We start from the raw sequence: 23644 nt of genomic DNA on the forward strand, positions 1-23644 counted from the left end.
GTCAGCGGGCCTCCTGCAGGGCGGGCGGGGCGAGCAGGTCCACGAGCGCGATGCCCTTGGCCAGCCCCTCGCGGATCAGCGCTTCGCGCCGCGCGGCGGCAGCGGCGCGGGCGATGTCGGCGACCGCTTCCTCAGGGGAGAGGAACGCCACGCCGTCTCCGTCGCACAGCGCGACATCGCCCGGCCGCGCGACCACTCCGCCGACACTGACCGGCGCGTTGAACCGCCCGCCGAGCCCGAGCCGCCGCGTCGTGCGCGCACTCACCCCGCGCGCCCAGACGGGCAGGCCGGTGGCGAGGATCTCGCCGAGGTCCGCAACGGGGCCATCGACGACCACGCCCGCCACTCCGCGCTGCACGGCGGCTGCCGCGACCACGCCGCCGACCGCCGCATGGATCGTGTCGCCCAGCCGGTCGATCACCAGCACGTCGCCGCTCCGCAGCTGCGCGAGCGCTTCGTGGAGCAGCGCGCCGTCGGGTCCGGGCAGCGCCAGCGTCACCACCGTCCCGCAGGCGCGCATGTCGGGCGAGAGCGGACGCAGCGCCGGGTCGCACATGCCCCACAGCCGCCAGTGGCCGAGGGTCGATGTCTCCACTGCCGCCAGCCCGCGCACGATATCGGCGGGGACCGGAGCGGGCATCGCATGGCGCTCGAACGTCATGTCAGCGCTCCTCCGGCCCGAGATCGGGGCGGCGCGGATCGCACTTGGCGAAATGGTCGAGGAAGTCGGCGACGTGGCGCACGAGGAAGCGCGTGAAGGTCCGCCCCGCCTGCGCGCTCGACAGCGACGGATCGCCCGAGCCGATGCCGTCGTCCGCCACTTCGGTCGCGTCGAGCGGCAGGTCCACCGAGGCGCCGCCGAAGCGGGCGCTGGCGAAATGCGGGTCGGACGGCAGGCCGAACACCGGCTTGCGCTCCGGCGTGTCTGAGGGCGCCTGCCCGACGAGGCCGGGGGCGAGGTACATCATGACCGAAGTCACCGGGTCCGCCCCGTGCCCGCGCGCAGCGGCGGCGCGATCGGCGTGGGCTTCCTCCCACACCGCGTCGGGCAGCGAGCGCCAGAGGTGGATGGCGGGCACCACCACGCCGGTCTCGCGCCGCACGGCATGGACGACCTCGGCGATCAGCGGGGCGTTGGTGGAGTGCCCGTTGACGATCACCACCCGGTCGAGCCCGTGGTCGAGGAAGCTGTCGATCATGTCGCGGAGCACCGCGCGGAAGGTCGGCCCGCGAAGCTGCACGCCGCCGGGGAAGCCTCGGAAGAACTCCGCGAACCCGAACGGCAGCACCGGCGCGCAGACCGCGCCTGCGGCCTCTGCGGCGGCCATGGCGATGCGTTCGGCGGCGACGAAATCGCCCATCGGTGCGTGCGGCCCCTGCTCCTCCTGGCTGCCGAGCGGAAGCACGATCACCGGGCGGTCCGCCGCAATCCGCGCGGCGAAGGCGGCGTGGCTCAAGTCCTGCAGGGCATGTGCGCGGGTGCAGTTCACAGGCTGGCCTCGATGCGGATCGCCTTGTTCGCCGCGACCGGGATCTGGCTGCGCACGCGGGCGAGCAGGTCCATGTCGATGGCGGCGGAGGCGCTGCCGAGCCCATCCGAAACCCGCGCGACGACCGCGCCCCAGGGATCGACGATCATCGACTGGCCGAACGACTGCCGCTCGCCCGCAGGCGTCGGATAAGTGCCCCACTGCCCGGCGGCAGCGACCCAGCACTCGGTCTCGATCGCGCGCGAGCGCAGGAGCACTTCCCAGTGGTCCTTGCCGGTCAGCAGCGTGAAGGCGGCGGGCACCGCGATCAGCTGCGCGCCCTGCGTCATCAGTTGCTGGAACAGTTCGGGGAAGCGCACGTCGTAGCAGATCGCGCAGCCGACGCTGACGCCCTCGCAGTCATAAGTGACGATCTCGCGGCCCGGATCGACGGTGGCGGATTCGTGGAACTTCGCGCCGTCCGCCGTGGTCACGTCGAACAGGTGGATCTTGCGGTAGCGCGCGCGCTCCGCACCGTCGCGGTCGAAGACGACGGTGGTGTTGTAGGCGCGGCCGGGGTTGTCCGACTGCTCGTAGAACGAGCCGCCGTGGATCCACACCTTCAGTTCGCGGGCAAGGCGCGAGAGCAGCGTCCACGTCGCGCCGTCGCGCGAGGGTTCGGCGACGGCGGGCGCGCCGCTCGATCCGCCGAGCCATTCGCAATGCTCGGGAAGCTGGATCCAGTCGGGCCGGTCCCGCGCGACGCTGGCGCGCACGGCGGCCTCGATCGCGGCGAGGTTGGCGGTCTTGTCGTTCTGGGTGTTGAGCTGGATGACGGATGCGCGCAGCATCTTACTTTCCTTCGGAAGTTTCGGTTGGCGTCGCGGCGGAGAGCGCGATGGCGTTGAACAGGATCTTGAACGCGCCCTGCGTCTGGGCGCGCAGGGCGATTTCGGGTCCGACGAGGACGACCTTGCCCCTGCCCTTCGGAACCGTGAGCACGGCGGCGGTGTCCTTCAGGTGCTCGGGATGCCAGGCCCAGCCACTGTGGAGCAGCTTGCCGTCGCCGAACGACACCGCGACCTTCGCGCCCGGCGCGGTCGGGCGGAACACCGGGCTGGAATCGTAGAACAGGTCCACCTTGGGGTTGAGGCCCCAGGCAATCGGGTCGGCCACGTCCGCATCCGCCGTCAGCAGTGCCCCGGGCACGTAGAACTGCGTGTTGGGCAGCGGGACGCGCTTGCCGTCCTTCTCGACCTGCAGCGGATCGACGACCGGCAGCTTCAGCAGCGCGGCAAGGCCCGAGGAGGACGAGCCCATGGCAAGGATCGTGCCGCCGTCGGCTGCGAACCGCTCCAGCGCCGGGATCGTCTTCTCGACGCTGATATCGCCAAGCGAGGCGCGGTACTGCGCCGGCATATCCTTCGCGGCGGGCTGGCGGCTGTCGAAGCGGCCACGGAACATGCCGCCGTCCACGCCCGAGCGCGCGTTCGGGATCGCGGCGTCGGGGACGACGACGATGTCGAACTTCTTCGCGAGGCCGCCCTTGTCCAGTTCCTGCGGGTAGACGATCGAGTACGGCAGTTCCTGCCCGTCGAGGATCCAGCGCAGCCAGCCGGTCGGGTGCAGCCCGCCGTAGAGATCGACCACCGCGACGCGCGGCGTCTTCACCGCAATCCGGCTTCCCTGGGGCGCGGCGGCGACCGCCTGTACCGAGAGGCCGAGCGACTTCGCACCTTCCTCGACGATCGCGCGAGCCTTTGCCGACGCCGGGACGAACCATGCGCCGGGCTGTGCGGGGCGGCTCGCGACCGACAGCGGCGTCTCGTAGGCGCTCACCGCGATGCCCGCCTTTTGCAACCGGTTGACGAGGCGGAACGCATCGTTCTGGTCGTGGCTGACGAGCCAGCCTCCCGAGCTTCCCTCGCTGCCCGCGTCGGCGATCGGTTGCGCGTCGGGGGCGATCTCGCCGCTGACCGGGCGGGTCTTCACCGCGAAGGGATCAAGCACGCGGGCGAACTCGACGCCCGCCTGGAACGCCGGGGTATAGCCCGATGCATCGGCGGGCGGGATCGGCGGGCCGCCGGGGTAGGCGAAGTTGTTCGGGTAGTGCTGCGGCTCGAACATGTCGAGCACGTGGGCGCGATAGGCCTGCGCCGCCGGGATCACGTAAGTGCCCGCGGGCCACTGCCTGCCCGCTGCGGTGAACGGCGCTTCGGCACGCCCCATCTCCACGCCGAGCCGCGCGAGCGAGGTCAGGAACTTCGCCGTCGTCGGGAAGTCGTGCTGGTCTACGGGCACGATGTAGGCGCGCGCGTCGCGCTGGGCCGGATCGTGGAGCACACTGTCGTAGAGGTCGGGATCGATCTCGCTCCATCCGCGCGTGCGCACCGGCTTCGGCTTGCCGCCGCGCTCGGCAAGGGCGGCGTGCGCGGCCTCGATGCGGTCCTTGGAGATCGTCCAGCTGTCGGTCGAGCCCTTGGCGATGGCGTTCGCGCCCATCTGCCAGCGGTCGAACAGCAGCTTCTCGCGGTTGTTCGCGGCATAAGTCAGCAGCCCGCGCGCGAGCGAGAGGCTGTAGGACACCGACTGCGCCATCGACCACGGGCCGGGCCTGGCGGGCAAGGGTTGGTCGTTGCCGGGCACCTGCCGCTCGGGCACGAAAGGGATCGTCTCCGGCACAGGGCTGCCGATGATCTCGACGAGGATGCCCACCGCGTTGTGAAAGTACGTCGAGGTGCGCAGGTTGCCGTTGTACCAGGTGTCGTAATGCGCGCCGTTGCGGCTCGTCGCGCCGCCCTTGTTCTCCGACAGCAGGCGGCTCTGGAGCGTCGCACCAACTTCGTCGAGGCTGGAGATCACCAGCGGCTCGTAGTGGTAGTTGAACGGATCGCGGAACGGCGGGAGGAACAGCACGGTGCCAGCCGGGCCGGTCTGGTGCTGGTTCATCACGATCTGCGGGCGCCAGTCGCGGTAGAGCACGCGCACCATGTTCTGCGTCTCGACCTGCGTGGCGAGGAAGAAGTCGCGGTTGTTGTCGTGCCCTACGTAGGGGTGGTAGAGGCGCGGCAGCGACTTCAGGTCCGGCTCGCGCTGCATCGGATCCCTGAAGCGCATGTACCAGTCGGCCACGAACTGCTGGCCGTCCGGGTTGTCCGGCACGAACAGGGTGACGACGTTGTCGCGGATCTTGCGCGCCTCGGCGTCGTCGGAGGCAACGAGATCGTGGACCTGGGCGATCAGCGCGGTCTGCGCCTCGACCTCGCTGGCGTGGAGGCCGCCGTCGATCCAGATCATCGCCTTGCCGGTCGCGGCCATGACGCGGGCACGGGCCTCGTCGATGCCCTGCGCGGCGCCGAGGGCACGGCTCGTCTCGCGGTATTCGTCGAGCTTCGCGAGGTTCTCGGGCGAGGAGACCACGGCCATGACCTGCCGCCGCCCTTCGGTGGTAGGGCCGATGTCGACCAGCTTCACCCGGTCGCTCGCGGCGGCGACGGCCTTCCAGTAGGCCATCATGTCGTCGTAGGACGGGACGTAGCGGTCCTCGCCCATGCGATGACCCAATACTTGTTCAGGAGTAGGAACCTGCTCGGGCGTGAGCACGGGCCTCTCCTGCGCGGCGACGGGCGTCGCCAGCGTCAGGCAGGTGGCGAGGAGCAGAGCGCGGGTCAGTCTCATCGGTCGATGGCCTTTGCGGGGTCGGGCGCGCGCACGCAGGCGATCACCACGAAGGAGAGCAGAGCGGCGGCGGTGACGTAGAAGGCGGGGGCAATGTCGGCACCGGTGATCCGCACCAGCAGCGTGGCGATGAACGGCGCGAAGCCGCCGAACAGCATGACCGCGCCGTTGTAGCCCACGGAGAGCGCGGTGTAGCGCACGCGGGTCGGCAGCAGTTCGCACAGGTACGTCGGCGCGGTGCCGCTGAACAGGCCGGAGAACACGCCCGCCACCGCCGTTGCGGTGATGACCGAGATGCCGCTGCGCGCCTCCGCCATGAAGGCGAACAGCGGGATCGAGCAGAGCGCGAACCCGGCGGCGCTCGCCAGCAGGAAGGGCTTGCGGCCGACATTGTCCGAGGCCCAGCCCGCCAGCGGGATCACCGCAACGTTGCACAGTGCGCCAGTCAGCGTGCCGAGCAGAGCATAGCGGGAAGGCACTTCCAGCACCTGGCTGGCGAAGCTGACGAGGAACGTGCCGTAGGTATAGCCCGCGACGGTCCAGATCACGACCATGCCCGCGATCGTCAGCACCGTGCGGCGGTGGATCGTCAGCGCCTCACGCAAGGGGTGCTCAGGCACTTCGCGCTCGGCCGTGAAGTGCGGGGTCTCGGGCACTTTGGCGCGCAGGTAGAAGCCCAGGGGCGCGATCAGGATGCCCGCCACGAACGGCACGCGCCAGCCCCAGGCCTGCAGGTCTTCGGGCGAAAGCACGGTGTTGAGGGTCAGCGCCACCAGCACGGCGGAGATGACCGCAAGGCTGGTGCTGAGCTGCTGGAGCGCGCCGAACAGCCCGCGCCGGTTGGCCGGGGCATATTCGACGAGGAACGTCGTCGCCCCGCCCCACTCGCCGCCCGCCGCGAAGCCCTGCACCAGTCGGCAGACCACCAGCAGCGCCGGGGCGAGAATGCCGATCGAGGCATAGGGCGGGATCAGGCCGGTGGCGCAAGTCGCGCCCGCCATCAGCATCATCGTCAGCACCAGCGCCGACTTGCGTCCGAAGCGGTCGCCCATCGAGCCCAGCACCATCGAGCCGACCGGGCGCATCACGAAGCCCACGCCATACGTCGCGAAGCTCGACAGGATGGTCGTCACCGGGTCCGCTTCCGGGAACATGGCGATGCCGATCTGTGCGGCGAAGTAGCCGTAGATGATGAAGTCGAACAGTTCGAACCAGTTGCCGATCATCGCCGAGGCGAGCGCCCGGGCAATGTCCTTGCGGCCCGGCGCGTAACCGGATGCCGGGCGCGCGACTGTCCCGTCGGCGGGTAGCGCCGTTGTCGTCATGGCGGGTCTCTCGTCTATGCGTTCGCGGTGAAGCGGGTCAGTTCTGCGTGTCGGCGGGCGAAGCCTTGGGCAGCGGCTTGGGCACATGCGGCGGGATCACCACCGCACCGTCCCGCGCCATCATCTGCCCGTCCTTGAACACCATCGAGACCTTGTGGAGCGCGTCGATGTCCTGATCGGGCCGCCCGTCGACGACGATCACGTCGGCCAGCTTGCCCGGCTGGATCGCGCCGATGAGGTCGTCCATCGCCAGCAGCTTCGCATTGGTCAGCGTCGCCGCCTGCAGGGCCTGCGGGATCGAGTAGCCGCCCTTCACGAACCACTTGAGCTCGGCGAGGTAGATGTTCGGCGTCATGCGGTTGGCATCCCCGATAGTGTCGGTGCCGACGCCCATGACGATGCCCGCCGCCTTCATCTTGCGGAACACGTCGAAGTTCGCGTCCGAAGTCATTGTGAAACGGCGCGAAGTCGAATCCCAGAAGCCGCCCGCACGGTCGAGCACGTTCTGGTAGACCTGCAGGGTCGGCACCGCCGCCGTGTGGCGCTTGGCCATCTCCGAAATCGTCGCGTCGGTGCGCGGCAGCGGGTGCTCGATCATGTCGATGCCTGCCTCCACCGCCATCTGCGTATAGATCGTCTCGCAGTCGCACGTCACCTTCAGGCCGAGCCGATGCGCCTCGTCGACGGCGGCCCTGATCTCGTCCGGGGCGAAGTGGCTGGCGACCTTGATGACGCTCGCGCCCTTCTTGAAGGTATCGCGCACGGCGGCGCGCCAAGCGTCGGCGCCGTCGCGTTCCCACGCATAATCCGGGCCGTGCGAGGGGCGCACCGGGCGCTCCGTCGCATGGCCGCCGGTGCCGGTGATGATGTGCCCGGCGGTGAATACCCGCGGGCCGGGGATGGCGTCCTCGGCGCTCCAGTCCGCAAGGCGGTAGGGCGCATCGCCCACACCGTTGAGATCGCGGACCGAAGTGAAGCCGGATTCGATGAACCAGCGCATGTTGCGCATGCCGCGCAGCACGCCGTCAGCCGCCTCGGCCTGCACGTCGTAGGGCGTGTCGGCGTCGGGGTAGGTCAGGTGGACGTGCATGTCGATGAGGCCGGGCATCACGAACTTGCCGGTGACGTCGATCACCTTCGCACCGGCGGGCCATGCGCTGCTCTCCGGCGGGAGAACCGCGATGACCCGCCGACCCTGCATCACCACGCTGCCCGGTGCGACCCGAAGGGACGGCGTGTCGAAGATCAGGCCGCCGCGCAGGACGGTGACGGGGCCGGTCGCCGCTTCGGGACGCTCGGGCACCATGCGCGGGGTGTGGTCGGTGTTACTGCCCGGCGCGATCCACTCATGGCGGTCGCTGCGTGGCACGGTGTCGCCCTGCGGCGGCGCGGCGACGGCAGCGCCTGCAAGCGCGAGCGCGCCGAGCGCCAGCCCGCGAAGGGCGAGAGTGCGGATGGAATGCGTGTTCATTGTGCGACCGTCATCTTCTTCTCGTGCCGATTACATGTTGCCCTGGCCCGCCATGGCCTCGGCGATGCGCGAGATCGCGGCGCCGAGATGGGCCTGGAGGCGGGCGGGATCCTGTCGATAGCGCTGCGAGATGCAGCCGAGCCCGAGCGCGGCGAGCGGCTGTCCGGGGCCGAGCGGGATCACGGCGGCAACGCCGGTGCCGCCGACCGCGAACTCGTCTTCGACGATGGCGAAGCCGGTTTCGCGCGCCGCATCGACCGCATCGACGACCGCCGCGCGCTCGACCCGCGTCGCGCCGGTCAGCGCCGCACGCGGCACCGCGTCGAGCGCGGCTTCGACTGCGGCCGGTTCGAGGCGCGAGAGCAGCACGCGGCCGAGCGCGGTGCAGTAGGCCGGAACCTTGCGCGGCAGTTCGATGTCGAAGCGGATGTCGGAGGGGGACGCCTCCTTGGCGATCAGGCGCACGAGGCCCGGTGCGTCGGGCATTCCCAGCAGCACCGTCTCGCCCGAGTCCGCCGCGAGCGCGGTCATGACTGGCGGGGCGACGCGCAGGATGCGGCCGTGGCGGGCGAAGCCGTCGCGGCGGATCATGTCGTTCAGGCGGTACGTGTCGTCCTCATCCTCGCGGACGAGGTAGCCGCGCTTGTGCAGCGTGCGGAGCAGGCCGAGGGTGCTGCTCTTTGGCAGTTCAAGCCCGCGCGCGACTTCGCTGAGGGTCAGTCCGTCGCATCGCGTGGAGAACAGCTCCAGCATGTCCAGCACGCGCGCAGCAGACTTGATCTCGTCACTCACATTGGCCCCTGACTGCATTTCGTGGTACGTTCATATTTCCGAACCACCTGTTCACATGCATGAACATCATCGGTCAGTTGGCGCGGGCTGTCAAATATTTGACGCCGTCGGGCAACATTTCGAACGTTTGCCTGAAAAATCCGGATTTTGCGGGATGAACGATCGGCCCGCGGCGCGGTTTGGGCGCTGGTTTTTCAATTCCTGCACCACGGTCGATATCGCTCACACCGCGCGAATCGAACGAATCGTTCAAATTCGTGAACGCCTGAGCAATCTCGCCGCCCGCCGTCACGCCGTTGCAATGCCGAGGGCACACTGCTTGCCCTTTTCAGCGCCGCATCGCCGTTCTAGGCTGCGCGCCGATCAACACAGGGGTGGGCGGATCCATGTTCGATTTCCTGAGGAAGCAGTTCGTCGACGTCATCGACTGGCTGGAGCAGCCGGGCGAGCTGGCATGGCGCGTTCCGTTCGAGGACCGCGAGATCCAGAACGGCGCGCAGCTGACCGTGCGCGAGGGCCAGGTGGCGATTTTCGTCAACGAGGGCTCGCTGGCGGACACCTTCGAATCCGGGCTGCACCGGCTCGACACCGCGAACCTGCCGATCCTCACCAGCCTGATGAACTGGGACAAGGGCTTCCGCTCGCCGTTCAAGTCGGACGTGGTGTTCCTCTCGCTCAAGGAGCAGCAGGGGCTGAAGTGGGGCACCAGCCAGCCCGTCACCGTGCGCGATGCCGAATTCGGGGCGCTGCGCCTGCGGGCGTTCGGTTCCTACTCGTTCCGCATTTCCTCGGTGCAGCCTTTCGTCGATCGCGTACTCGGCACGCTGGGCGAAGTGAACGTCCATGCCATCGAGCCGCAGCTGCGCGCCGCGATCCAGACCGCGATGGCGACCGCGCTGGGCGGTGGCGGCGTGCCGTTCCTCGATCTCGCCGCCAACCAGCAGGCGCTGTCCGACCGCATCCGGGTGGAGGTGGACAAGGCCTTCGCGCAGTGGGGGCTGACCTGCCTCAGCTTCTACGTCGAGAGCATCTCCCTGCCGGAGGAAGTTCAGGCGCATCTCGACAAGGGATCGTCGATGCGGGTGCTGGGCGATCTCGGCAACTACACCCGCTTCCAGGCGGCGGAAGCGATCGAGGCGGCGGCCGGTCAGGAAGGCGGCTCGATGGCCGGGATCGGCGCGGGCGTGGCGGCTGCGACGGCACTGGGCGGCGCGATGGCGCAGGGCCTCGGCACGGCGGCGGCTCCTGTGGCGGTTCCGGCCCCTGCGGTCACGGCTACTCCGGTCGAGGAGGACCCCATCGCCACGATCGAGAAGCTGCACAAGCTGGTGACGTTGGGCGCGCTCAGCCAGCAGGAGTTCGACGCCAAGAAGGCCGAGCTCCTCTCCCGCATCCGCTGACCCGCACCCGGGGCCGCGCATGACCGACTGTCCTTCCTGCGGCGCGCCGCTGCCGGTGCGCAGCGCCGCGATGCCCTATGCCACTTGCGCGAACTGCCAGTCGCTCGTCATGCGCGAGGGGCTGGCGGCGCAGGACATGGGCAAGGTCGCGGTGCTGCCCGTCGACGTCTCGCCGATCCAGCTCGGCACGACCCTGCATGTCGAGGACATGGTGCTGCAGGTCGTCGGGCGCGTCCGCTGGGGCTGGACGGACGGCTCATGGAACGAATGGCTGCTCGAGGGCGGCGACGGCGTGGAGCGCTGGCTGGGCGAGGCGATGGGCGCGTTCATGCTCACCGCCGCGCGGCCCGATCTGCTCGACCGGCCGATGCTGCACGGCTTCGCCGCCGGGGGCGAGATCGCGGTCGGCACCCGGCTGGACATCGAGGGCGTGTCCCTCGTCGCCATCGACTGCAAGGAGGCGCAGTGCCTCGGCAGCGAAGGTGATCTGCCCTTCCCCACCCTTTCCGGTCGCACGATGACCAGCATCGACTTTCGTGGCCCGAACCGCGAGGCGGTGAGCCTCCAGCGCGATGATCGCGGGGCATCGGCGTGGCTGGGCTACTACAGCGCTCTTGGCGCGCTGATGCCGCGCAACCTGCGCGCGGTCGATGGCTGGACGATCCCGCGCGAGCTGGCGCAATGACGGCGCGCGCGGTCTCCTGCCCCAACTGCGGCGGCACGCTGGAAGTGCGCGCGGCGGGCTACAGCGTCAATCTCGCCTGCCGCTACTGCGGTTCGCTGCTCGACGTCTCCCGCCCCGAAGTCGCGCTGATCGAGGCGCACCGCCGCGCCATGCAGGGCCTGTTCCTCCCGCTCGGCACCCGCGGCACGCTGTTCGACGTGGAGTGGGAAGCGATCGGCGCGCTGCGCCGCAAGGCCGGGCTCTACACCTGGGACGAGTACCTGCTGTTCAATCCCTACGCCGGATACCGCTGGCTCGTCCTCAGCGACGGGGCGTGGCAGTTCGGCACGATGCTGCTCGACCTGCCCGATGGCGACGACGATACCGTCGCCTGGCGCGGCGCCCGCTACACGCGCGACGGCACGGCCGAAAAGACCCGGACGACCGCCGTCGTCGGCGAATTCTACTGGCGCGTGCGCGAGGGTGACACCGTGGATGCCCTCTCGTTCGAGCGGGGCGACACCGTGCTCTCGCGGGAAGGCGGCGGGGGCGAGGTCAACTGGACGCAACTGATCCCGGTCAGCGGCGACACCATCACCGAGGCCTTCGGCCGCGTCAGCCGCGAGCCCCGCCGCCGCGCCCCGCGCGCGTTCAAGATCGCCGAGCCGGAGCGCGAGGCGGACGACCTGCCCGCGATGCTGGGCCTCGCCTGCGCGGCACTGGTGCTCCTGCTGCTGGTGATGGTCTTCGTTTCCGGCCCGGTCGAACGTGCTTCCGGCACTGTCGCCGCACCGTTCGGCTCGACGCGGGAGGGCGTTAAGATCGGCACGATCTCGGTCCGCCGCCCGTGGCAGTTCGTCAAGGTGACGGCGGACGCGGGGGACTTCGACAACCGCTGGGTCGATCTCGACTACAGCCTCGTCGACCGCACCACCGGCCAGTCGATCGACGCCTACGGCATCGTCGAGCACTACAGCGGGCGCGACAGCGACGGTAGCTGGACCGAAGGCAGCCGCAGCGGCACCACGCTTCTGGGCAAGGTGCCGCGCGGCACTTACGATCTCTACGTGGATGCCGCCGCGCATGCCTGGCCCTCGGACCCGCCGCCCGATACGTCGGGCTGGTCGCTGGCGGAGACGATCACCGTTTCGATCAATGTCGAGACCGGCGCACTGCCGTGGGGTAACTGGTGGACGGCGGCGGTGCTGCTGTTCCTGTTCCCCGGCACCGTGATCTGGCAGCGCCTGCGCAACAGACACTGGCCATGACCCTGCGCCTCTTCGCCTTCATCCTGTGGATCGCGATGATCCTCGCCGGTTGCGCGAGCGCGTCCTACTACGCCTGGTCGCCCTATTCGGACGAGGACCAGTCCCTTTACGCGCGCGGCGGCGGGTCGCGCGGACCGACGCACAAGTGATCCGCCCAAAGCCAAGGAGACACCCATGCTGACACTCACGGTCTTCCTCGCCACCCTGCTCTACGCCGGGCTCGGCATCCTGATCTTCGTGGTCAGCTTCGTGCTGGTCGACAAGCTCACGCCCGGGGAGCTGTGGCGCGAGATCATCGAGAAGCGCAACACCGCGGTCGCCCTGCTCGCAGGCGCGGTGGCCATCGGCATCTCGAACATCATCGCCGCCGCCATCCACGGCTGACCCGCATGGCCGAGGCCGATCCTGTACCCAATGTCGTGACCGATACCCGATCCGCAGACCGCGCGCCCGCGTCGCTGGCGGTGATCCTGCTCGTCTCCGTGCTGGTCGTCGCCACCTGCGGCCTGATCTACGAACTGCTTGCGGGCACTCTTGCCAGCTACCTGCTGGGCGACAGCGTCACCCAGTTCTCGACGGTGATCGGCACCTACCTCTTCGCGATGGGCGTCGGCAGTTGGCTGTCTCGCCACGTCCGGCGCGACGAAATGGGCGTCTTCGTGCGGGTCGAGATCCTGATCGCGGCGCTGGGAGGCTGGTCGGCGGCGGGGCTGTTCCTGCTGTTCCCCCTCGTCGGCGATTTCCGGATCGTGCTCTATGCGCTGGTGCTGGCGATCGGCGTGCTCGTGGGGCTGGAGATCCCGCTCCTTATCCGCATCCTGCGCCACCGCTTCGCGTTCCGGGAACTTGTCTCCAACGTCCTGACCTACGACTACGTCGGCGCGCTGATCGCTTCGCTGCTGTTCCCGCTGGTGCTGGTGCCGTGGCTGGGGATGATGCGCACCGGCTTCGTGTTCGGGCTGGCCAACGTCGCCGTCGCGCTGGCTTTGCTGGTCGCACTGCGCCATCAGCGCCGCATCGTGGTGGACGTCGCCGCCGCGCTGATCGTCGCCGCCAGCCTGCTCGCCGGGATGGCCTATGCCGACCGGTTGCAGCGCTGGTCCGAAGTGGCCTTCTACGCCGAGCCGGTGATCTACGCCCGCTCCACGCCGTACCAGCGCATCGTCCTGACCCGGCGCGGCGACGACCTGCGGCTCTACCTCAACGGCAACCTCCAGTTCTCCACGCGCGACGAGTATCGCTATCACGAGGCGCTGGTCTGGCCGGTGCTGGGCCGCGTGGCGAAGCCCGCCAACGTCCTGATCCTTGGCGGCGGAGACGGCCTTGCCGCGCGCGAAGTGCTGCGCGATCCGCGCGTGCAGCGCGTCACCCTCGTCGATCTCGACCCGGAGATGACGCGCCTGTTCCGCGATACGCCGCAGCTCTCGGCGCTCAACGCGAGATCGCTCGCCTCGCCGCGCCTGCGCGTGCTCAACGCCGATGCGTTCCGCTGGGTGCGCGAGGCGCGGGACAGCTATGACGCGGTGATCGTGGACTTTCCCGATCCGACCGAGTTCTCGCTCGGCAAGCTCTATACCGAAAGCTTCTACCGCGAAGTCTCGCGCCTGCTTGCCCCGGACGGCGTGATGACGGTGCAGAGCACCTCGCCGCTGGTCGCGCCGCAGTCCTACTGGACCGTCGCAACGACGCTGGAAGCCGCAGGTTTCCGGGCGCGCGGCTATCACGCCTATGTGCCGAGCTTCGGCGAGTGGGGCTTCACCCTTGCCGCCCACAATCCCATCGGCGACGCCGTGCGCCTGCCCGCTCATCTGAGGTTCCTCACGCAATCGAGCGAGCGGGCGATGTTCGACTTCCCGCCCGACATGGCGCGCCGCCCAACGCCTGTTAACCGGCTCGACAATCAGGCGCTCGTCCGCAGCTTCGCGCGCGAGTGGGGCCGCTATGAAGGCTGAGACGAGCCGTCGCGGCGTGCTTGCCGGCGGCTCGGCGGTGCTCGGCACGGCGCTGGCGGGGGGATGCGCGGCGCCCGCGATGGCGGGCACGCTCGACGGTGCGGACTGGCGGCGCGGGCACCTGCTGCGCGACCGGCGCTTTCCGCCGCCCGAAGGTCCGGTCGAGGAGATCGGCGTCGCGATCTGCGGCGGCGGCGTCGCCGGGCTGGCTGCGGGCTGGCGCTTCGCCGAGGCCAGGTTCGAGGATTTCGCGCTGTTCGAACTGGAGGACCGCACCGGAGGCAATGCCCGCTCGGGCCGCAACGCCGTCAGTGCCTATCCGCTCGGCGCGCATTACCTGCCGGTGCCCAACCGCGAGGCCGGGGCGCTGCGCCACATGCTGCGCGGCTTCGGCATGATCGTCGGCGATACGCCGCAGGGGCCGGTCTACGATCCCTACCAGCTCTGCGCCGACCTTGAGGAACGGTTGCTGTGGCGCGGCAGGTGGCAGGAAGGGCTGGTTCCGCAGAGCGCCCTGCCCGAGCCCGAACTCGCCCAGCGCAAGGCCTTCGACGCACGCATCTCGGAGTATCGGGAGGCGGAGGGCAAGGATGGCCGCCCTGCCTTCGCGATCCCGATGGCATTGTCGAGCACCGACCCGCGCTTCACCGTGCTCGACGGCATGACCTTCGCCGCCTGGCTCGACGCCGAGGGGTTCACCGCCCCGGCGCTGCGCGCCTATCTGCGCTATTGCTGCCGGGACGATTACGGCGCCGAGCCGGAGCATGTCTCGGCATGGGCGGGCATCCACTACTTCGCCGCGCGGCGCGGGTGGGCGGCCCACGGCAACGGCGACCGGGAACTGACCTGGCCCGAAGGCAACGACCGCCTCGCGACGCTGATGGCCGAGCGGATCGGGCACCAACTGCGCCCGGCGCACAGTGTATTCCGAGTGGCGCGGACAGCGGATAGCCATGCCGAGATCGACGTGTTCGATCACGCATCGCGCCGCAGCCGTCGCCTTCGCGCACGTACCGCGATCCTCGCCATGCCGCATTTCGTGGCGGCTCGCGTCGCGCCGGGTCTCTGCGCGGAAGGCGGGTTCAGCTATGCCCCTTGGGTCGTCGCCAACGTCACCGTGAACCGGCACCCCGAAGGCAAGGGCGTGCCGCTGGCGTGGGACAACGTGTCGAGTGCGAGCGAGTCGCTCGGCTACGTCGTCGCCACGCACCAGAATTCCAGTGGGGCCGGGCCGACCGTGCTCACCTGGTACATGCCCCTCTCGCGTGAGACGCCGGAGGAGGCACGCAAGATCCTGCTCACCCGCTCGCTGGAACGCTGGCAGGCGATCGTGCGGGAGGATCTGCTGGAGATGAACCCCGATCTCGACGGCGCGATCGAGCGGATCGACATCTGGCGCTGGGGCCACGCGATGATCCGCCCGACGCCCGGCTTCCTGACCGAGCCGGCCCGGCTTGCCGCGCGCGCTTCCGCGCCGCCGGTGCTATTCGCCCATTCCGACCTCAGTGGCCTGTCACTGTTCGAGGAAGCCCACCACCACGGGGTCACCGCCGCCGAGCGCGCGCTGGAGCACCTCGGCTTCGCCTACGAAAGCATCGCCTGACCATGGCTCACAGCGCAGGCACCAGCGTCCACCTGATCGCCGATATCGCCGACGCCCACGGGCTCGACGACCTAGCGCTGATTGAGGTGACGCTGCGCGAGGCAGCGGAGGCGGCGCGCGTCAGGGTGCTGGACGTGCGGCTTCACCACTTCGGCGCGGGCATGGGCGTGACGGGCGTGGCGCTGCTGGCGGAATCGCATATCTCGATCCACACCTGGCCCGAGGACGGTCTCGCCGCCGTCGACCTGTTCGTCTGCGGAGAGACCGCCGATCCCGAGGCCGGGCTGGAAACCATCCGCCAGCGCCTGCGCGGCACCGTGCGGGAACGGCACACGATCCGGCGGCTGCGCGTTCCGGGCGCTACACCATTTCCTTGAGCGGCGTCCCCGCATCGGCGAGGCGCTCCACATCGGGCGCCGCGCCGGCTTCGACCAGCTTGCGGCCCTGCACGTAGTCCTTGACCATGTTCACGCAGTCCAGCGCCACCACGCGCCCGTCCTTCAGGTACACCACCGAGAACGAACGCCCCTCGACATCGCCGCGCACCACGGTCCGGTCGAAGCCCATGTTGATCCCCGCCGTCTGCAGCTTGAGATCGTACTGGTTCGACCAGAACCACGGGAACGCCTTGTACGGCTTCTCGTCCCCGCAGATCGCCTTGGCCACGCAGGTCGCCATGTCGTTGGCGTTCTGCACCGATTCCACGCGCATCACCGTGCCGCCCGCATAGTCGCAGGCGAAGGCCGCGCAGTCGCCGATGGCGTAGACGTCCGGCAGCGAGGTGCGGCAGAACTCGTCCACGTCCACCCCGTTCGCGCCCGATGCCCCCGCCACGATCAGCGGGCCGACCGCAGGCACGATGCCGATGCCGACGATCACCGCCTCGGCAGGCACGATCTCGCCATCCGCCAGCTTTACGCCGGTGACACGATGACCGTCACCCTCCAGACATTCGACCGCCACCCCCGTGCGCAGGTCGACGCCATGCGCGCGATGCTCGTTCTGGTAGAACTCGGACAGTTCCTCGCCCGCCACGCGCGCCAGCACCCGCGGCAGCGCTTCGAGCAGCGTCACGTTCAGCCCCATCTTCGAGAGCACCGCCGCCGCTTCCAGCCCGATATAACCGCCGCCGATGACGACGATGTTCTTCGTCCCGGCATCGACCTCGGCCATCAGCGTGTCGCAGTCCTCGCGGGTGCGCACCGCATGGACGCCCGCCAGATCCGCGCCCGAGCACGACAGCCGCCGCGGATCGCCGCCCGTCGCCCAGACCAGCCTGCCGTAGCCGAACGTGCTGCCGTCCGAGAGCGTCAGTTCCTTCGCCGAGGCGTCCACCTTCGTCACCTCGGTGCCGAGCCGGAACGCCACGTCCTTCTCCGCCCAGAACGTCGGCGGGCGGATGTAGAGCCGGTCGAAGGTCTTCTCCCGTGCGAAGTACTCCTTCGAGAGCGGCGGACGCTCATACGGATACTCCGGCTCGCGGCCGATGACGGTGATGGTCCCCTCGAACCCGTTCTGGCGCAGGGCAAGCGCACACTGCGCTCCACCATGTCCCGCTCCCACGATGACGATGTCTGATTTGCTCATGGCTCAGTCCTGCAGGAACCGGATCATGCCCGCCGCGAGTTCACCGGGCGCTTCGAGGGGGGCCAGGTGCGCCGCTTCGAGCGACAGGTGCTGCGCGCCGGGAATGGTCGCCAGCAGGTGCTCGCCGTGGCCCTCCAACGGGGTCGAGGTGTCGCGGGTGCCGGTGACGACCAGCGTCGGCGCGGCGATTGCGACGATGCGGGTGGCGAGGTCCATGTCGCGGATCGCCGCACCGCACGCCGCGTAGCCCTCGGCGTCCATGGACAGCAACTGGCGCAGCACGGTCTGATAGGTCGCGGGGCTGGCGGCGTCGGAGAGGAAGCGGCCCATCGCCAGCTGCGCGATCGCGGCCATGCCCTCACCCCGCACCTTCGCGACGCGGTCGTTCCACGACGCGCTGTCCATCGTTGCCGACGTGCAGACGGGGATCAGCTTCTCCACCCGCTCCGGCGCGCGCAGGGCGAGTTCCATGCCGATCATGCCGCCGAGCGACACGCCCGCCAGCGCAAAGCGCGAGAACCCGGCAGCATCGGCGGCAGCCAGCACGTCGTCGGCCAGCATGGCGAGGGTCAGGTCGCCCGGCTCGGCCCGCGACGCACCATGGCCGCGCGTGTCGATCCGCAGCAGGGCGAAGCGTTCGCGCAGGAACGGCAGCACCGGCTCCCACAGGTCCATGTCGGTGCCGATGGAATTGAGCAGCACCAGCGCGGGCGCATCCTCGATCCCGTCGCGCTTCCAGTAGATGCCGTCTGGGGTGAAGGGCATGGGCTCAATCCTCCGGGGCGATGGTGACGCGCAGGCCGTCGAGCGCGGGGCTCAGCGCGATCTGGCAGGACAGGCGCGAGAGCGGGCCGCGATGGTCGGAGCTGTCGAGCAGGTCGTTCTCGTCCTCGCCCGGCGCACCGGCCCGGTCGGCCCAGTCCGCGTCCACGAAGACATGGCAGGTCGCGCAGGAACAGCAGCCTCCGCACAGTGCGAGCAGCTCGTCGAAGCCGTTGTCGCGGATGGCTTCCATCACGGTCACGCCCTCGCGGGCGTCGATGGCGGTTTCGTCTCCCGAACGGTCGACGACGATCAGTCTGGGCACTTTGTCGTATTCCTGTGAAGTGGCGTGTCAGCCGATGTCGCCGCCGGCGACCGGAAGCACCGATCCGGTCACGTAGCTGGCCTCGTCCGATGCGAGGAAGAGGATCGGGGCGATCTGCTCCTCCAGCGTGCCGTAGCGCTTCAGGAAGGCGGAGGAGGTCACTTGCGCGACTGCTTCGGCCATCCACGCCTGTTCCTGAGCATTGTCGCCCTCGGCATTGCGGGCGACGCGGCGTGGCGGCGCGCTGGTGCCGCCGGGTGCGGTCGCGACGACGCGGATGCCCGCTTCGGCATATTCCATGGCGAGCGCCTGCGTCAGCCCGTTGATCCCGCCCTTGGCCGCCGAATAGGGCACCCGGCGGATGCCGCGCGTGGCGTTGGACGAGAGGTTGACGATGGTGCCTGCACCCTGCCCCAGCATCGCGGGCAGCACCGCATGGCAGCAGTAGAGCGTGGGCATCAGCGAACGGCGGATTTCCGCGTCGATCTGTGCGGGCTCAAACTCGGCATAGGGCCGCATCCGGATCGCGCCGCCGACGTTGTTGACGAGAATGTCGATGCGTCCGAACGCTGATACCGCCGCCGCCATAGCCTGCGCCGCGCCCTCGTAGGTTTCGAGGTCGCATTGCACGGACACGGCCTTGCCGCCCGATGCGACGATGGCCTCTTCCACCTCGGTCACGAAGTCGGCGCGGTCGACGAGGACGACACTCGCTCCTTCCGCCGCCGCGCGGGTGGCGACGCCCGCCCCGATGCCCTGCGCCGCGCCGGTCACGACCATGACCTTGCCGGCGAACCGTCCTGCGAAGATCATGCTGCGACCTCCGAAGCGGTTGCTCCCCCGCTCGTCATTGCGAGCGGAGCGAAGCAATCCATCGGCAACGTCGTGCAGCGCTGGATTGCTTCGTCGGCTGCGCCTCCTCGCAATGACGAGGTTTTGGAGGCGATTGCGGCATATGCTTCAGGATGATGAACCATGGCTGCTCTCACCATCAGACGTGGTAGACGTCGATGACCTGGTGAATGTAGTCGTCCTTGAGGACGATCTTCTTCTTCAGGATCTTCGGCGTCTCGCCGGATGTGTCGAGCGTCAGGAACGTTGTTCCGAAGAACTGCTGCGTCTGCTGGTAACGGTGGGCGAGCGTGTTCCAGTTGTAGCGCAGGTCCACGGCGCCTTCGCGCGTCTCCAGCACTTCGACGTTGCCGATGAAGTGCGCCGTGCGCGCCTCCGGCGTGCTGGCCGACGAACGCTCGGTGTTGAGGCGATAGACGCGGTCTTCGAGGCCCTTGCGGTTCCCATAGTAGATCAGCGAGATCTCGGTCTGCGGATCGGTGGTCAGCGCATCGTCGTCGGTCCACGCGGGCATCCAGTACTCCGCGGCCTCCGAATAGCATTCCAGCCATTCGTCGAACTCGCGATCGTCGAGCAGGCGCGCCTCGCGGTAGAGGAAGGCGCAGATGTCGGCGTAGGACAGCGCCGCGGCGGTCTTTTCGAGAACGAGGGTCATTCCGCGGCCTCCAGCATGGGACTGGCATCCTTGGCCATGCCGTCGAGCATGATCTGCGCCCAGAACTCGTGCTGGCGCACGAAGAGGCCCTCGTCCTCGCTGCGCTCGCTGGAGAGCAGCGGGTTCATGCCCATCGCCTTCGCATTGGCATCCGGACCGGCGATCCAGCGGGTAGCGCCACGGCTGAGGTCGTTCCACAGTTCGCCCGCGCCTTCGTAAGCCTTCTGGCAGCTGCGGAATTCCTCCAGATCGTCAGGCGTGCCCATGCCGGTGACGTTGAAGAAGTCCTCGTACTGGCGGATGCGGTGGGCGCGATCCTCGGCGCTTTCGCCCTTGGGGGCGTAGCAGTAGATCGTGACTTCGGTGGTGTGCACGTCGATCGGGCGCACCACGCGGATCTGGGTGGAGAACTGGTCCATCAGGAACACGTTCGGATAGAGCGCCAGATTGCGGGTCTGTTCGAGGATGAACTTCGCGCGATCCTCACCCAGACGTTCGTCCAGCGCCGCCTTGTGGCTCCAGATCGGGCGGACTTCGGGGTTCAGCACCTGCGTCCAGAGCAGGATGTGGCCGTGCTCGAAGCCGTAGACGCCGCTTGCAGGGGCCTTCGACCAGCCGTTGGCGTCGACCGCCTTGGTGCCGCCTTCGGCGCGACGGCCCATGGTGGACTGGTAGTTCTCGTGAACGGAGCTGACGTGGTAGCCGTCGCAGCCGTTCTCCATCTGCATCTTCCAGTTGCCGTCGAAGGTGTAGGTGGAATTGCCGGTGAGCACTTCCAGACCCTCGGGCGCCTGGTCGACCATCTGGTCGATGATGACTTTCGCCTCGCCCAGATGCTGCTCCAGCGGGAGGACATCGTGGTTGAGCGAGGCGAAGATGAAGCCGCGATAGCTTTCGACGCGGGCCTTGGTCAGGTCGTGCGAGCCTTCATGGTTGAAGCTGTCCGGATAGGCGCCGGTGCTGGCGTCCTTGGCGCGCATCAGCGTGCCGTCGGTCTTGAAGCTCCAGCCGTGGAAGGGGCACACGAACAGCGGCTGATTGCCCCGCTTGCGGCGGCACAGCTTGGCGCCGCGATGCGCACAGGCATTGACCACGCAGTTGACGCCGCCGTCCTTGGCGCGGGTCAGGATCACCGGGGTGCGGCCGATCCAGGTCGTGAAGTAGTCGTTCTTCTTCTCGAGCTGGCTTTCGTGCGCGACGTAGACCCAGTTGCTCTCGAAGATGTACTTCATTTCGAGTTCGAACAGCGCCGGGTCGGTGAAGACGTCGCGGCGGCAGCGGAACAGGCCGGTCTCGGGGTCGTCGACCACGGCGGTCGCGACGCGGCTCATCAGATGTTCGTGCATGATCCTGTCTTCCGTTTCGTGGTTGTCAGACGGTCTCGGCTTCGGGCAGCGGAGTGGCCTCGGCGCGGGTGCGGGAGGAGAAGCCCTCGTCGCCCGCGTCGTGAGCGCGCTGCAGCTGGAAGTCGAACTGGATGTAGGCGCTGTCGCCCTGGCGGCTCGGCACCGGCAGCAGGCCCTCGCGGGTGCCGAAGGCGAAGTCGTCCGCGGCGAAGGGGTCGTCGCCGAAGTTGATCTGCGTCGTCAGCGTGCGATAGCCGGGCGCCTCGATGAAGAAGTGGACGTGCGCCGGGCGATTGCCGTGGCGGCCGAGCGCCTGCATCAGCTGGTCGGTCGCGCCCTGCGGCGGCACGGAATAGCCGCTCGGCTGCTTGGAGTGGAACGCATAGCGCGCATCGGAGCCCAGCTTGATGCGACGGCGGTTGTTGAACGGGGTCTGCTCGCTCGTCGGGTCGAAGTGCGAGTACCAGCCCTTCGAGTTCGCATGCCAGACATGGACGATGGCGCCTTGTACCGGTTCGCCGTCAGGGCCGGTGATCGTGCCGGTCATGTGCAGCACCTGCGTGCCCTCGTCGGGATCGGTGCTGAGGTTGACGTTGCCTTCCACCAGCGGCGCACCTGCGACGTAGAGCGGGCCTTCGATGGTGCGCGGGGTGCCGCCGGTCAGGCCCGCCTCGGCGTCCTTGGCGTCCATGTAGAGGTCGAGGAAGTGCTCGATGCCGGTGCCCGGAACGATCAGGCCGATCTCGGCCGAGCTGTCCGCGAGGTACTTCATCGCCAGCCAGAACTCGCTCTCGGAGATGTCGTGCTTGACGATCAGTTCCATCACGCTCTGCGTCAGGTCGCGCACGATGGCCTTGAGGCGGGGGTTGCCGCCGCTCTCGTTCACGCCTGCGGCGCGGTCGAGCAGCTGCTGGATTTCCGGGGTCTGTACGAAGCTGATGTCCATTATATTCTCTCCCGTTCGTTGGCGGTCATGGGGGTTTGACGATCAGCGATCGTCGTCATGGATTGAGGAGGGATGCCGGGCGAGCGGCGTGATCTTCATCGTCATGAAGGGGTAGAGCGGCAGCGCCATCAGCGTGTCGTGCAGCGCCGCATTGCTCTCGACATCGAAGATCGAGACGTTGGAATAGAGCCCGACCTTGCGCCAGATGTGCCGCCAGGTGCCCGCCTGCTGCAACGTCTGGAAGTAGGCCTTCTCCTCCGCCTTGATCCGCGTGGCTTCCGCCGGATCGAAGTCCAGGGGGATATTGACGTCCATTTCGACCATGAAAAGCATGTGTCTCAGGCTCCTGCGTTGACGGCGTGGAGGGCGGGGGCCTTCCGGTCGCGCCGGAAGAAGGCGATCTTGTCCTCGTCGAGCGCGATGCCGAGGCCTGGCCCGGTCGGAACGGCAAGCGAGAAGTCGCCGTAGGCGAGCGGTTCGCTCAGGATTTCCTCGGTCTGGAGCAGCGGGCCGAACAGCTCGGTGCCCCAGGCGAGTTCAGGCAGCGTCGCGAAGACATGGGCCGAAGCGACGGTGCCGACGCTGCCTTCCAGCATCGTGCCGCCATAGAGCCCGATCCCCGCCGCGGTGCCGATGGCGGCAACTTCCGCCGTGGCGAAGAGGCCGCCCGACTGCGCGATCTTGAGCGCGAAGACGCCCGCCGCATTGGCAGCGGCGATCCGCAGCGCCGAGCGCGGGCCGTGCAAGGCCTCGTCCGCCATCAGCGGCACCGCCTGCGACTTCGACAACCGCGCCATGGCGGCGATCGCGTCGCCCGCGATGGGCTGTTCGACAAGGTCGCAGCCGACATCGAGGAGCATCTTCATGCCGAGCTTGGCCTGCGCCTCGCTCCAGTTCTGGTTGACGTCCACGCGCACGCTCGCGCGGTCGCCCAGCGCCTTGCAGATCGCGCCGACGTGGGCGACGTCGTCCCGCACGTCGCGCTTGCCGATCTTGAGCTTGAAGATGCGGTGGCGGCGCGCCTCCAGCATGGCCTCGCCCTCGGCGATGTCGCGGGCGGTGTCGCCGCTGGCGAGCGTCCAGGCGACCGGCAGGCTGTCGCGCACGCGCCCGCCGCCGATCAGCTCCGACACCGGCACGCCGAGGCGCTTGCCCTGCATGTCCAGCAGCGCGGTTTCGACCGCGCACTTGGCGAAGTGGTTGCCGCGCACGCACTTGGCGATCTTCGCCATCGTCGCGCCAACCTGCGCGATGTCGCAGGTTTCCAGCACCGGAACGATGTAGGTGTCGATCGCGGACTTGATGCTCTCGGGGCTTTCCTCGCCGTAGCTGAGCCCGCCGATCGTGGTGCCCTCGCCCAGCCCCTCGACGCCGTCCGCGTCGGTCAGGCGGACGATCACCATCGACTGGGCGTGCATCGTCGCCATGGCCAGCACATGCGGCCTGATCGTCGGGATATCGACGATAAAGGTATCGGCTCGGCTCAACACGGCCATTGCAGCGACTCTCCCGTATGCTTAGCTTTCGAGCGAGAGGTAGTCCTCCGTAG

25 protein-coding genes are annotated in these 23644 nt (G+C 68.7%); 8 read left to right on the forward strand and 17 right to left on the reverse strand.

Annotated features, from left to right (window positions below; genetic code table 11):
• Window position 1: 1 nt before the first annotated feature.
• The 8 genes from LO787_RS08075 to LO787_RS08110 form a co-directional block, all read right to left on the reverse strand.
• A complete protein-coding gene (locus tag LO787_RS08075; protein WP_232495329.1) occupies window positions 2–661 on the reverse strand; it encodes an RraA family protein in 660 nt (219 codons plus the stop codon).
• A 1-nt stretch (window position 662) separates the two neighbouring features.
• Window positions 663–1457 carry a creatininase family protein gene (locus LO787_RS08080; RefSeq protein ID WP_232495330.1) on the reverse strand — a complete coding sequence of 265 codons (795 nt, stop codon included), beginning with the start codon at window positions 1455–1457 and terminating at the stop codon, window positions 663–665.
• 29 nt (window positions 1458–1486) lie between these two features.
• Window positions 1487–2320: a carbon-nitrogen hydrolase family protein gene (locus tag LO787_RS08085; protein ID WP_232495331.1), complete on the reverse strand. Its 834-nt coding sequence runs from the start codon at window positions 2318–2320 to the stop codon at window positions 1487–1489.
• Window position 2321: 1 nt separating this feature from the next.
• Window positions 2322–5147, reverse strand: a complete 2826-nt coding sequence (locus LO787_RS08090; RefSeq protein ID WP_232495332.1) for a M14 family metallopeptidase — start codon at window positions 5145–5147, stop codon at window positions 2322–2324.
• Window positions 5144–6472 carry an MFS transporter gene (locus LO787_RS08095; protein WP_232495333.1) on the reverse strand — a complete coding sequence of 443 codons (1329 nt, stop codon included), beginning with the start codon at window positions 6470–6472 and terminating at the stop codon, window positions 5144–5146. The genes LO787_RS08090 and LO787_RS08095 overlap by 4 nt, the downstream gene beginning before the upstream one ends.
• A gap of 37 nt (window positions 6473–6509) precedes the next feature.
• Window positions 6510–7943, reverse strand: coding sequence for an amidohydrolase family protein (locus LO787_RS08100; RefSeq protein WP_232495334.1), 1434 nt, complete (start codon window positions 7941–7943; stop codon window positions 6510–6512).
• A gap of 30 nt (window positions 7944–7973) precedes the next feature.
• The gene (locus tag LO787_RS08105; protein ID WP_232495335.1) at window positions 7974–8735 is read right to left on the reverse strand and encodes an IclR family transcriptional regulator; all 762 of its coding nucleotides are present in this window, start codon (window positions 8733–8735) and stop codon (window positions 7974–7976) included.
• Between the two features lie 73 nt (window positions 8736–8808).
• Complete coding sequence (locus LO787_RS08110) at window positions 8809–9027, reverse strand: hypothetical protein (protein ID WP_232495336.1); 219 nt, start codon at window positions 9025–9027, stop codon at window positions 8809–8811.
• Between the two features lie 94 nt (window positions 9028–9121).
• Between LO787_RS08110 and LO787_RS08115 the strand changes: the two genes are divergently transcribed.
• The 8 genes from LO787_RS08115 to speD are packed head-to-tail and all read left to right on the forward strand — an operon-like array spanning window position 9122 to window position 15999.
• Window positions 9122–10135: an SPFH domain-containing protein gene (locus LO787_RS08115; protein WP_232495337.1), complete on the forward strand. Its 1014-nt coding sequence runs from the start codon at window positions 9122–9124 to the stop codon at window positions 10133–10135.
• A gap of 19 nt (window positions 10136–10154) precedes the next feature.
• Window positions 10155–10820 carry a DUF4178 domain-containing protein gene (locus tag LO787_RS08120; RefSeq protein ID WP_232495338.1) on the forward strand — a complete coding sequence of 222 codons (666 nt, stop codon included), beginning with the start codon at window positions 10155–10157 and terminating at the stop codon, window positions 10818–10820.
• Complete coding sequence (locus LO787_RS08125) at window positions 10817–12067, forward strand: DUF4178 domain-containing protein (protein WP_232495339.1); 1251 nt, start codon at window positions 10817–10819, stop codon at window positions 12065–12067. Before LO787_RS08120 ends, LO787_RS08125 begins: the two co-directional genes overlap by 4 nt.
• Entirely contained in the window at window positions 12064–12216 is a 153-nt protein-coding gene (locus LO787_RS08130) for a hypothetical protein (protein WP_232495340.1), read from the forward strand. Before LO787_RS08125 ends, LO787_RS08130 begins: the two co-directional genes overlap by 4 nt.
• 25 nt (window positions 12217–12241) lie before the next feature.
• Window positions 12242–12451 carry a DUF350 domain-containing protein gene (locus tag LO787_RS08135; RefSeq protein ID WP_232495341.1) on the forward strand — a complete coding sequence of 70 codons (210 nt, stop codon included), beginning with the start codon at window positions 12242–12244 and terminating at the stop codon, window positions 12449–12451.
• A 5-nt stretch (window positions 12452–12456) separates the two neighbouring features.
• Complete coding sequence (locus LO787_RS08140) at window positions 12457–14019, forward strand: polyamine aminopropyltransferase (protein ID WP_232495342.1); 1563 nt, start codon at window positions 12457–12459, stop codon at window positions 14017–14019.
• Entirely contained in the window at window positions 14009–15622 is a 1614-nt protein-coding gene (locus LO787_RS08145) for an NAD(P)-binding protein (RefSeq protein WP_232495343.1), read from the forward strand. The genes LO787_RS08140 and LO787_RS08145 overlap by 11 nt, the downstream gene beginning before the upstream one ends.
• Before the next feature lie 2 nt (window positions 15623–15624).
• The gene (speD, locus tag LO787_RS08150) at window positions 15625–15999 is read left to right on the forward strand and encodes an adenosylmethionine decarboxylase (RefSeq protein WP_232495344.1); all 375 of its coding nucleotides are present in this window, start codon (window positions 15625–15627) and stop codon (window positions 15997–15999) included.
• Here speD and LO787_RS08155 read toward each other — a convergent pair.
• The 9 genes from LO787_RS08155 to LO787_RS08195 all read right to left on the reverse strand — a co-directional run bounded on the left by LO787_RS08155 (window position 15983) and on the right by LO787_RS08195 (window position 23591).
• Window positions 15983–17209: an NAD(P)/FAD-dependent oxidoreductase gene (locus LO787_RS08155; RefSeq protein WP_232495345.1), complete on the reverse strand. Its 1227-nt coding sequence runs from the start codon at window positions 17207–17209 to the stop codon at window positions 15983–15985. The genes speD and LO787_RS08155 overlap by 17 nt on opposite strands.
• A 3-nt stretch (window positions 17210–17212) precedes the next feature.
• Window positions 17213–17974 carry an alpha/beta fold hydrolase gene (locus LO787_RS08160; protein ID WP_232495346.1) on the reverse strand — a complete coding sequence of 254 codons (762 nt, stop codon included), beginning with the start codon at window positions 17972–17974 and terminating at the stop codon, window positions 17213–17215.
• Between the two features lie 4 nt (window positions 17975–17978).
• Complete coding sequence (locus LO787_RS08165; protein ID WP_232495347.1) at window positions 17979–18296, reverse strand: 2Fe-2S iron-sulfur cluster-binding protein; 318 nt, start codon at window positions 18294–18296, stop codon at window positions 17979–17981.
• Window positions 18297–18323: 27 nt separating this feature from the next.
• Window positions 18324–19109, reverse strand: coding sequence for a benzoate diol dehydrogenase BenD (gene benD / locus LO787_RS08170; RefSeq protein ID WP_232495348.1), 786 nt, complete (start codon window positions 19107–19109; stop codon window positions 18324–18326).
• A gap of 178 nt (window positions 19110–19287) precedes the next feature.
• Window positions 19288–19803: a benzoate 1,2-dioxygenase small subunit gene (gene benB / locus LO787_RS08175; RefSeq protein WP_232495349.1), complete on the reverse strand. Its 516-nt coding sequence runs from the start codon at window positions 19801–19803 to the stop codon at window positions 19288–19290.
• On the reverse strand, window positions 19800–21149 hold the full coding sequence (locus LO787_RS08180; RefSeq protein WP_232495350.1) for an SRPBCC family protein: 1350 nt from the start codon (window positions 21147–21149) through the stop codon (window positions 19800–19802). The genes benB and LO787_RS08180 overlap by 4 nt, the downstream gene beginning before the upstream one ends.
• Window positions 21150–21174: 25 nt before the next feature.
• Window positions 21175–22095 (reverse strand): dioxygenase family protein, encoded by a 921-nt coding sequence (locus tag LO787_RS08185; RefSeq protein ID WP_232495351.1) that lies wholly within the window; start codon window positions 22093–22095, stop codon window positions 21175–21177.
• 42 nt (window positions 22096–22137) lie between these two features.
• Window positions 22138–22428: a muconolactone Delta-isomerase gene (catC, locus tag LO787_RS08190; protein ID WP_232495352.1), complete on the reverse strand. Its 291-nt coding sequence runs from the start codon at window positions 22426–22428 to the stop codon at window positions 22138–22140.
• Window positions 22429–22433: 5 nt separating this feature from the next.
• The gene (locus LO787_RS08195; protein ID WP_232495353.1) at window positions 22434–23591 is read right to left on the reverse strand and encodes a muconate/chloromuconate family cycloisomerase; all 1158 of its coding nucleotides are present in this window, start codon (window positions 23589–23591) and stop codon (window positions 22434–22436) included.
• Window positions 23592–23644: the final 53 nt, after the last annotated feature.

Source organism: Novosphingobium kaempferiae, assembly GCF_021227995.1.
Taxonomy (GTDB): domain Bacteria; phylum Pseudomonadota; class Alphaproteobacteria; order Sphingomonadales; family Sphingomonadaceae; genus Novosphingobium; species Novosphingobium kaempferiae.